Origin of the sequence: Acinetobacter sp. UBA3132, from assembly GCF_002364825.1 — a bacterium.
In the GTDB taxonomy this organism is placed as follows: Bacteria; Pseudomonadota; Gammaproteobacteria; order Pseudomonadales; family Moraxellaceae; genus Acinetobacter; species Acinetobacter schindleri.
Map to the genome: position 1 here is coordinate 4282 of NZ_DEZM01000140.1, position 10347 is coordinate 14628.

The 10347-nt window shown below is 43.5% G+C and carries 10 protein-coding genes; 4 read left to right on the top strand and 6 right to left on the bottom strand.

The genetic code is table 11. The annotated features are described in order from the left end of the window. Nucleotides 1–390 (bottom strand): rhomboid family intramembrane serine protease (locus B4033_RS07575; protein WP_286832954.1); only part of this gene is annotated, 390 nt, incomplete at its 3' end. 77 nt (nt 391–467) lie between these two features. On the opposite strand from B4033_RS07575, the gene mtgA reads away from it, so the two are divergent. Together mtgA and ppk1 are read left to right on the top strand one after the other, a co-directional pair. Continuing rightward, on the top strand, nt 468–1142 hold the full coding sequence (mtgA, locus tag B4033_RS07580) for a monofunctional biosynthetic peptidoglycan transglycosylase (protein ID WP_004810883.1): 675 nt from the start codon (nt 468–470) through the stop codon (nt 1140–1142). A gap of 127 nt (nt 1143–1269) precedes the next feature. Continuing rightward, nucleotides 1270–3351, top strand: a complete 2082-nt coding sequence (gene ppk1, locus B4033_RS07585) for a polyphosphate kinase 1 (RefSeq protein ID WP_286832956.1) — start codon at nt 1270–1272, stop codon at nt 3349–3351. A 116-nt stretch (nt 3352–3467) separates the two neighbouring features. Here the strand turns inward: ppk1 and oxyR are convergent, their stop codons facing one another. The 4 genes from oxyR to rubA form a co-directional block, all read right to left on the bottom strand. After that, nucleotides 3468–4367: a LysR family transcriptional regulator OxyR gene (gene oxyR, locus B4033_RS07590; RefSeq protein WP_286832958.1), complete on the bottom strand. Its 900-nt coding sequence runs from the start codon at nt 4365–4367 to the stop codon at nt 3468–3470. Between the two features lie 12 nt (nt 4368–4379). Beyond that, nucleotides 4380–5324, bottom strand: a complete 945-nt coding sequence (gene estB / locus B4033_RS07595) for an esterase EstB (protein WP_004893468.1) — start codon at nt 5322–5324, stop codon at nt 4380–4382. A 56-nt stretch (nt 5325–5380) separates the two neighbouring features. Beyond that, nucleotides 5381–6559: an NAD(P)/FAD-dependent oxidoreductase gene (locus B4033_RS07600; RefSeq protein WP_286832961.1), complete on the bottom strand. Its 1179-nt coding sequence runs from the start codon at nt 6557–6559 to the stop codon at nt 5381–5383. A 78-nt stretch (nt 6560–6637) separates the two neighbouring features. Further along, nucleotides 6638–6802 carry a rubredoxin RubA gene (gene rubA, locus B4033_RS07605; RefSeq protein ID WP_004783011.1) on the bottom strand — a complete coding sequence of 55 codons (165 nt, stop codon included), beginning with the start codon at nt 6800–6802 and terminating at the stop codon, nt 6638–6640. Between the two features lie 497 nt (nt 6803–7299). On the opposite strand from rubA, the gene B4033_RS07610 reads away from it, so the two are divergent. Beyond that, on the top strand, nt 7300–7842 hold the full coding sequence (locus tag B4033_RS07610; protein WP_004810869.1) for an adenine phosphoribosyltransferase: 543 nt from the start codon (nt 7300–7302) through the stop codon (nt 7840–7842). Between the two features lie 68 nt (nt 7843–7910). On the opposite strand, the gene B4033_RS07615 is transcribed toward B4033_RS07610, so the two are convergent. Continuing rightward, nucleotides 7911–8417, bottom strand: coding sequence for a YqiA/YcfP family alpha/beta fold hydrolase (locus tag B4033_RS07615; protein ID WP_004810867.1), 507 nt, complete (start codon nt 8415–8417; stop codon nt 7911–7913). Nucleotides 8418–8793: 376 nt separating this feature from the next. Here B4033_RS07615 and lysS point away from each other — a divergent pair, with 376 nt between their 5' ends. Beyond that, the gene (gene lysS, locus B4033_RS07620; RefSeq protein ID WP_008306008.1) at nt 8794–10323 is read left to right on the top strand and encodes a lysine--tRNA ligase; all 1530 of its coding nucleotides are present in this window, start codon (nt 8794–8796) and stop codon (nt 10321–10323) included. The last annotated feature ends 24 nt before the right edge of the window (nt 10324–10347 follow it).

Consider the following 10347-nt stretch of genomic DNA (forward strand, 5'->3'; position numbering starts at 1 on the left):
GGCATAACTATCCTGAATATTCATATAACCGCTGAACAGACTGCCCATCAGCCCAGCACAAAGATAGAGGCCAACAAAATACCAGCGCCCAAATAGCTGTTCTGCCACGCTTCCAAAAATATAAAGCGCCCACATGTTTAACATTAAGTGAATCAGGCCAAAATGAAAAAACATGCTGCTGAATACGCGAATGGGTTCCGCCAGATAAGTCAAAGGTGCATAATCAGCACCCCAGCGGATGGCATCTTGCGTACTTGGATGGCTGGCATCTGTGCCAGTAAAAATCTGCCAGGCAAACAATCCGACATTCACTGCAATCAATACCGCAGTAAACCACCAGGTGTGGACGTCCAGTTTACGGTGAATGGAAGGAGGTGCGTATTCAGACATGCTATTCTTGCGCTGTATGAGATATTTCAAATAAGCTTAACACGAAAAAATAACATCTTCAGGAGTAACCCACTGACATGAAAGCTTTTCTAATCCGAATATTCTTGCTGCTGTTCAGTGTGGTTTTATGTATTCAGCTCTGGATCTTTGCCAGCCTGGCCTGGTGGCGTTTTAATCCGGTCAATACCACGATGATGATGCGGATCGATTATTGGACTGAACCCTCCAAGCCCATTCAACACCAATGGCGTCCTTATGATGAGATCAGTACCAATCTGAAAAAAGCAGTGGTGACTGCGGAAGATGGAAAATTTGTGCATCATCATGGTTTTGACTGGGATGGGATTCAAACAGCTTTAAGCCGTAATAAAGAGCAGGGTAAAGTTGTTGCGGGGGGATCTACCATTTCCCAGCAGCTGGCAAAAAATCTGTTCCTGTTCAACAAACGTTCTTTCCTGCGTAAAGGTCAGGAAGCGGTTGCCACCTGGATGATGGAACGCATGTGGTCGAAAGAGCGTATTCTTGAAGTGTATTTAAACTCGATTGAGTTTGGTCATCATATTTACGGGGTGGAAGCGGCCGCCAAACATTATTTTGGTAAAACTTCAGAAAGTCTGACCAGAGAAGAGGCAATTTTCCTGGCGGCAATTTTGACCAATCCAAAATATTTTGAAGAAAATCGCAATGCTTCTGCTTTAAAAGCACGTAAACGCATGATTCAACGTTATATGCGCTATGCAGAATTACCCTGACAGTAAAAAATCGTTATAAAAAAATTGCCATAAAGCCCGAGAATTCGGGCTTTTTTTATGAAATTGTCATAAATTTGAAGCATACTGATACTAATGACTCAGGCTTTAAAACGATTAAAGGTTCGATATGAATACGGCAGCCAACAGCCCTTCGGTACAAACTGAATATACCTATAATGACCGGTACATTAACCGGGAATTGTCTATTCTGGATTTCCATTTGCGTGTCTTGGAACAAGCTGTCGATCCTTTACATCCACTGCTTGAACGCATGAACTTTCTGCTGATTTTCTCGCGTAATCTGGATGAGTTCTTTGAAATTCGTGTGGCTGGGGTGATGGAACAGCTGGATCTGGGCAATGAAAGTCGTAGTCCGGATGGGCTAACGCCGAAGCAGGTGCTGGATCAAATTTCCAAAACTGCGCATGCTGCCATTGAACGCCAGTACCGCATTCTGAATGAAGAAATTCTGCCTAAACTGCGTGAAGAAGATATCTGTTTCCTGCGCCGCGGTGAACTGACACCAGCACAGTCACAATGGATAAAAAAATATTTTCAGGAACAGGTGGCACCAGTCTTAACCCCGATCAGCTTGGATCCAGCCCATCCATTCCCGCGCTTGGTGAATAAGTCGCTGAACTTTATTGTGACGCTGGAAGGGAAGGATGCTTTTGGCCGTCAGATCGATCTGGCTGTTGTTCCTGCACCACGTTCATTACCACGTGTGGTACGTTTACCGGATGAATTAACGGGTGGCAAGGAACATCATGTGATGCTTTCCGCAATTATACATGAACATGTCTCTGACCTGTTCCCGGGTATGACTGCAACAGGTTGCTACCAGTTCCGAGTAACCCGTAATGCTGATCTGGCTTTAAACGAAGATGTCGAAGATCTGGCGATTGCCTTAAAAGGCGAATTGAACTCGCGTCGTTTTGGGCGTGCAGTACGTCTGGAAGTTACAGAAAACTGTCCAAAGCATATTTATGAATACCTGCTGGATGAATTTGATCTAGAAGAAGAGCATCTGTACAAGGTTGCCGGACCGGTCAATCCGGCACGTCTATTATCGAATTTTAAACGTCCACATTTACGTTATGATTCACATACGCCAATCGTACCGAAAGTACTAAAGAAATCAGAAAATATCTTTAGCGCGATGCAGAAACAGGACATCCTGCTACATCATCCCTTTGAATCATTCTCGCCCGTAATTTCATTATTGCGTGAGGCTGCGCGTGATCCACAAGTCTTGGCGATCAAGCAGACCTTATACCGTAGTGGAGCAGACTCGGAAATTGTTCAGGTACTGGCTGAAGCAGCACGGAATGGCAAGGAAGTGACTGCTGTCATCGAATTGCGTGCGCGTTTTGATGAAGAGTCCAATATCGCCGTAGCCAATGTCCTGCAAGAAGCGGGGGCCGTAGTTGTCTATGGCATTGTTGGCTATAAGACCCATGCCAAGATGATTCTGGTGGTACGCCGTGAAAATAACAAGCTGGTGCGCTATGTACACTTGGGGACCGGGAACTATCACGCGGGTAATGCACGTATCTATACTGATTATGGACTGTTAACCACAGACAAAGAACTGTGTGAAGATGTACACCGTATCTTCCAGGAACTCACCGGTATGGGAAAAATGGCCAAGCTGAAAAAGCTGTTACATGCACCATTTACATTGCATACCCAGCTGGTGAATTACATTGACAATGAAATTGCCAATGCCAAAGAAGGCAAAAAGGCTCAGATCATTGTCAAAGTGAATGCGCTGACAGAACTACAGCTCATTAATAAATTGTATGAAGCATCGCAAGCAGGCGTGCAGATTGACCTGATTATCCGTTCGATCTGCTGTTTGCGTCCTGGTTTACCGGGCTTGTCGGAAAATATCCGCGTTCGTTCCATCGTCGGACGTTTCCTGGAACATACTCGCGTGTATTACTTTAGCAATAATGGCAATTCCCGCATTTATTGCTCAAGCGCAGACTGGATGGACCGTAACCTGTTTAATCGTGTTGAAGCCTGTTTCCCGATTGAAGATGAAACATTGAAAAAACGCATCTATCAGCAAGGCTTATTGAACTATCTCAAAGATAATCAGCAATCTTGGTTGCTGCAAAGTGATGGTACCTGGATCCGTGCACAACCTGCGCAAGGTGAACAGCCGCATAATGCACAGCGCGTGTTACTGGAAACCTTTAAATAAGACATAACCTTTTAAAAAGAGACTGAATTTTCAGTCTCTTTTTATATAAATATGCTGTCTCTAAAAACAAAAAAAGGAGCCAGTGTGAGCTCCTTTTTTACGCTATAGCAGTATCATTATTGCTGCGCGATCTTTCGCAGGATAGGTAGCAGTACATCGAATTCACTTTGTAGCGGTGTACTCTTGCGTGTCACCAATGCCAAGGTACGGCTTGGTGCAGCAGCAATCTTTTTCACCTGAAGCTCAGGATTGGCTTTAATCATGTTGGTATGAAGTGCAATTTCAGGCAACAGGGTAAAACCAAGATCGGAAGATACCATCTCGATCAGCGTTGGCAATGAGCTTGCTTTCAGGCGATGATCATTCTTACGCTCACCAATTGGACAAGCACTTAAAGCATGATCACGTAGACAGTGGCCTTCTTCAAGTAACATCAAACGAGAAAGATCCAGATCTTCTAAGGAAGTTGCCTGAGCTGCATTCTGATCTGACTTGTGATGAACCACATACAGATCTTCTTTCACAATTTCAGCAACTTTTAGGCTACGTGTATCAAAAGGCAGGGCCAGTACAACCATATCCAGGTTGCCATGTTCCAGCTTTTCAACAATTTTTTCACTTTGTGCTTCGTGCAGATGCAGCTGAATTTTCGGCAACTGTTTATGCACTTCATCAAGAAGTTGCGACAGAATGAACGGCGCAATGGTTGGAATCACACCTAAATGCAGATCACCTGTTAAAGGTTCACTCATCTCACGACTTAAACGCATCAAGTCCTGAGCATCAGCCAGTAGAACACGAGCGCGTGCAACCACTTGCTCTCCGAGTGGAGTCAAGCGTACATTCTGGCGATCACGTTCAACAAGAACGCCCCCGAGTAAACGCTCCAACTCCATGATCCCGCCCGATAGGGTGGACTGGGTCACAAATGAACGGCGAGCAGCTTCTGTAAAATGCAGCGTCTCAGACAGTGTTACGAGATATGACAGCTGTCTTAGGGATGGTAATGCAGCCATAGTGTCCTAATTTTATGATTTAAAATGATCAGCAAATAATTCGCTAAGATATGGAATAAAATGCGGTGGGATATCATGCCCCATTCCATCAATTAATTCAAATTTAGCACCTGATATTGCTTTCGCAACAGCCTTACCATGGCTAGGTGGTAGCAAGCGATCTTGAGAACCATGAACTACAAGCGTCTCTTGTCGGATTTGCTTATCCAGTTGCAGCAACGAGCCCGTACATAATATTGCTAAAAACTGTTGAAGTACACCCGCTGGGTAATAACTTCGATTATATAATTTACGGGCGGTCTGCATTGCCTCAAGCTGATTGATATAACCAGGCGAGCCAATGATGTTAAACAGTTTCAAACTATGGTCAATTATACCATTTTCATCCTGCGAAGCGGGTTTGCCAATTAGACTAAAGAGCTGTTTTGGAAATGGTGGAGGTAACAGACGCTGATTATTACTGGTAAATAATAGGGCCAGCTTTTTAACCTTTTCAGGATAACGTGCTGCCAGAATCTGGGCAATCATACCACCCATCGAAGCACCGAGTACATACACCTCGTCCAGTTCCATTTTATCAATCAGCAGACTGACGTCATCTGCCATGTCATACAGGGTATAAGGTGCCCCTTGGTTACCCAGGCCTAGCATGAAGCGACCCATTAGTTTAATGGTATTTAATCGTGGACCTTTATGATGGACTTTAGAGGATAGGCCAATATCGCGGTTATCAAAACGGATGACCCGGAAACCTTGGTCGATAAAAGATTTACAGAAAAAGTCCGGCCAATACAGCATCTGTGCACCCAAGCCCATAATCAGCAACAAGGTCGGGTGATTCTCCTGACCACCTACCTCTACATGCAATTCAATACCATTGCCAAGGTCAACCTTGGTTTCATGCATGAAAGCAGTATATGGTGATGGTAATAGACTCGATTGCACATGACTATTCATGTTAAGTTCCCTATAAAAGGACATTCTGTACAAAGAATGTCCTTTGTATTTAAACCTTAAACCGATACAGGAATCAAGTCAGGAACCTGCTTAGTCAATGTAAGACGCTGTTTCGCTGCGGTAGCGCCTAATAGTACAAAGCCGCGCAGGGTTCCTTCAGTATCTGTGGCTTTGGCAATCATGCCATCCTCAAACTCTTCAGTGTCCCAGGTCACATCAATATTGGCGGGTGCAGGCAGTACAGTCAGGGGGGCAGCAGGTGTTTTTACCGCAACAGGCATTGCTGGATAATGCACTGCTGTCGTTTCACCATTCAAGGTTTTAGCCAGCGCACGCGCCTGCTGCATGATTGGCATCACATAAGGCAATAAAGTACCATTCACTTCAGCACAGTCACCGACAGCGAAAATATCAGCTAAATTCGTTTCGAGCTGGCTATTGGTCAAGATACCGCGACCGATTTGTACACCAGACTCTTTGGCTACCGAGGCATTTGGTTGCAAGCCCACCGCAGACAGAACCACATCTGCAACGACTGACTGACCATTGGCTAATGTCACCAGGTAGTCACCATTTTCGACTTTAGAGACTTTCTCTACAGTCGTGCCTAATACAAAGTTAATACCAGTTTCTTCCAGGTTTTGCTGGAAAACATCTGCAACATGTGAAGGCAATAAACGGGCTAGAGGCTGAGGTGCCAAGTCAATTACAGTCACTTGATGGTCCGTGTGCTGAAGGTCATTGGCAAATTCACAGCCAATCAGGCCGGCACCCAAAATCACTACGCGCTTATCTTCGCGTTTTTCCAGGCTGGTACGAAAAGCTTTATAATCAGTCAGGTTGTTGACCACGTGAATATCGTCACTGCCATCACCAGCAATTGCCAGACGAATTGGCTGTGCACCCACGGCAAGAACCAGTTTTGAATATATCTGTTTTTGCTCAGACTGATCTTTTACAACAGTCAGTTCATGTGCAGTAGCATCAATGGCTTTAACCCAAGTATGCGTTTCAATACGCATATTTAACTGAGCTGCCATTTTCGCAGCATCGCCCAAAGCAATATTTTCGGGTGCTTTTTTGCCCACTAAAGCATTGGAAAGTGTCGGTTTGGCGTAGTTGGTTGCATCATCGGCACAAATCATGACGAGTTCATGGTCTGGATTCAGCTTGCGGAATTCGCGTGCGACAGCATAGCCTGCCATACCTGAACCAATGATGACGATAGGATGCATATTTAACTCCATGCTTTTTTATAGATAGTAGAAAGGCATAAAAAAAGACCACTCAATATGGCCTTTGTTTGGGCGAAATCAGATTTCGATCATTTCAAAATCGACTTTAGAAACGCCACAGTCTGGGCAGGTCCAGTCATCTGGAATATCTTCCCATTTAGTGCCAGGGACGATCCCGTCCTGAGGCCAACCTTCCGCTTCGTCGTAAATCCATCCACAAACGATGCATTGATATTTTTTCATGTAACTCTCCAAAACCAGCGAATATGGAAGCTGGCTCAAAAATCCTAAACAGGCAAGACTCTAATAATATGGCATTTAATAGCGGACATATTTGGCTAAATTTTTACGCAGTTCTGTTCAGAAAGTAAAGTAGATAACAGTTTAAACAGCAAAATTAAAAGCAGAATAGTGATCCGGGCCAGTAAAAGTCCTTTACTCAAGCTTTTTATTCTCTTAGAAATGCCGGAATATAATTTTATTTATGCAAATAAATAAAAGCTTATTGTTTCTCACACTGAGAGAAATAAAACAATATTTTACCGTCGGGTAATGATTCATGGATTTAAAACAATCATTAAAGTTTTTATGAAAAAAGTGCTCTTATAAATTAATGAAATATAAGTAAATAATTGCATGTCAATAGGGGTGTTGCTGCAATAATACTCGGTTTTCCCTATCCTTTAGTCGTAATTCAGTTTAAAATTTGCCGGTTCCTTTTTCTTATCTAACGATCTCCCATGAGCAATATGTCTACTTCATTGTGGTCTCACATTCGTACTGTCCAGGATTTTCCAAAGCCGGGTATTAGTTTCTTTGACTTAACACCGCTTTTCATGAATAACATCGGTCCATTAACTGATGCTTTGATTGCAAGCATTCCTGCTGAAAAACTGGCAGAAGTAGATAGCTTTATTGCTGTTGAAGCACGTGGCTTTGTATTGGCAAGCTTGTTGGCACAACGTACCGGCAAGGGCCTGTTGTTGGTTCGCAAGGCAGGTAAATTACCACCTCCAGTGGTTGGTGTGGGTTATAGCCTGGAATACGGTCTGGACCGTCTGGAAATGTCTGCTGAGGTTCAATCACAAAAAGTGATTATTGTAGATGACGTATTGGCTACTGGCGGTACATTGAAAGCTGTCAATGAACTGGCTGAAAAATGTAATCATAAAGTACTCGGCGCGAGCATTTTTCTTGATCTACCTGATTTACATAGTGATCTTGGGCTGAATATCTGGTCTGTATTGGATGACAAATCTAAGCCTGAAGCTAATGCCGCTTAAGCGCAACAGATGAATAAAAAGCCCTGCAATATGCAGGGCTTTTTTTATGGCTTCTTTAAATGTAATACTTAACTTTTTTGCAGATTCTGTTGGATTTGCAGGATCAGGGGATTGATCCGTTCCGGTGTTTCAAGGCGATGATGTCCACCGGGAACCGCTTCTACCTGCATATAATCTTCTAGTTGGGACTGTACTGCATGCATATCCAGTATTTCATCGCCTAACTCAATATAGGCAAGCTGAGGAATGTCATGTTGTAGGTCATTATCACAAATTGCAGGATAATCATCGCGGAAATAGGGGGCTAGGCTTGGATTGGCAATTACACAAGGAATCTGGTGTTGCTGTGACATTTTCAGTGCCCAGTAACCCCCCAGACTGTGCCCAACCAGAATATCTGGATGAATTTTTTCAATCATCTCGTTATAAAACTCTGCCACAGTAGCATAATTGAGGTTGCGGTAATCCACATCAATGCAATATTTATGATCGGCATCGATGGCATGGAATTTCGTAGATTCTCGTGAAGAATCAAGTCCATGAAAAAACAGGATTTTAGAGGTGCATTGGCTCATTATGGTGGTTCGTATCAATTCGTTTTATAGTTCGGCAATGATTTGCGTCAGGGAGCATTGTAGAACTTCTATACAGGGAATGAAGTTAGCATTTGGTCTAAAGACTTTAGTCCAAGCCGACCTTAGTCAAAAAGACTGAAAGGTTCTGTAAAGAATTTGATATTAAAACGTTATTTTTTGATTAATTGGTCAATTAAAACTGTATATTCCTCGGCTTGGTTAGGGTGAAAGGCCCTGCCCAAAAGAGGAATTTGAGTCTTCCCGAGATATTAGAAAAGAAAAGCCAATTGAGATGCTGCTGGACGCTACGATTTAACTGCAAAATCTGCTATTGTATGCACCTTCTATTTTTTAACTAATCTTATTCGAGGCAGAGATGACGCAAACTAACGCTCAATCGACTTCTGAACAAATCATTTCCGAAAACGATTTAATTGCACAGCGTCATGCCAAGTTAAAGCAAATCGAAGATCAAGCCAAGGAAACCGGCAAGAGCCCATGGCCAAATACTTTCAAGCGTGAGCACTATGCGCAAGATCTTCAAGACCAGTTCGCTGACCAATCAAAAGAAGAAATTGAAGCAGGCGAAAAGGTGTATGTAAAAGTTGCGGGTCGTGTGATGTTGAACCGTGGTTCATTCATTGTGATTCAGGACATGACTGGCCGTATTCAGCTTTATGTTCCTCGTAAAGAATTAGATGCTGAAGTACTTGCTACAATTAAAGGTCTAGACCTTGGTGATATCATTGCCGTTGAAGGTTATATCGGTCGTTCGGGTAAAGGCGATCTGTATGTACACATCGAACAATTCGAATTATTAACAAAATCACTTCGTCCACTTCCAGACAAATTCCACGGCTTGACAGATACAGAAGTGAAGTATCGTAAGCGTTATCTGGATCTGATCGTGAATGAAGAAACACGTAAGACTTTTGAAATCCGCGCTAAAGTTGTCGCTGGTATCCGCAACTTCCTGACTGAAAAACGTTATATGGAAGTGGAAACACCAATGATGCACGTGATTCCAGGTGGTGCTTCTGCGCGTCCATTTGAAACGCATCACAATGCGTTGGACATGCCACTGTTTTTGCGTATTGCACCTGAGCTTTATTTGAAACGTCTGGTTGTCGGTGGTTTTGAGCGTGTGTTCGAAATTAACCGTAACTTCCGAAATGAAGGTGTTTCAACTCGTCATAACCCGGAATTCACCATGATCGAGTTCTACCAGGCTTATGCAGACTATAAAGACCTGATGGAACTGACTGAGCAAATGCTGGAAAAACTGGCATTGGATATTTTGGGTACAACTGATGTGCCTTATGGCGAAGAAGTATTTAGCTTCAAAGGTCCATTCAAGAAAATCTCAATGTTTGATGCGATTCTTGAGCACAACCCACAGTTCACGCCTGAAAATGTAGGCGACCGTGACTTTCTGGCAAAATACGTTCAGGAAGAGTTGAAAGAACAGGTGAAACCAGGTTTTGGTTTGGGTAAACTGCAAACTATCGTGTTTGAGGAAACAGTAGAAACTAAACTGCGTCAGCCAACATTCATTACTGAATATCCAGCAGAAACTTCTCCACTGGCGCGTCGTAATGATCACAATCCGCACATCACTGACCGTTTCGAATTCTTTATTGGTGGTCGTGAGCTGGCAAATGGTTTCTCAGAATTGAATGATCCGATCGACCAGGCTGAGCGCTTCCAGGCACAGGTTGCCGAGAAAGACGCAGGCGATGATGAAGCAATGCACTTCGATGCAGACTTTATTGAAGCATTAGAATATGGCTTACCTCCAACAGCGGGTGAAGGTATCGGTATTGACCGTCTGGTGATGATCTTTGCCAATGCGCCAAGTATCCGTGACGTGATCCTGTTCCCGCACATGCGTCATAAACACGCTTAAGTAAAAAAACTAATAAAAAACCCG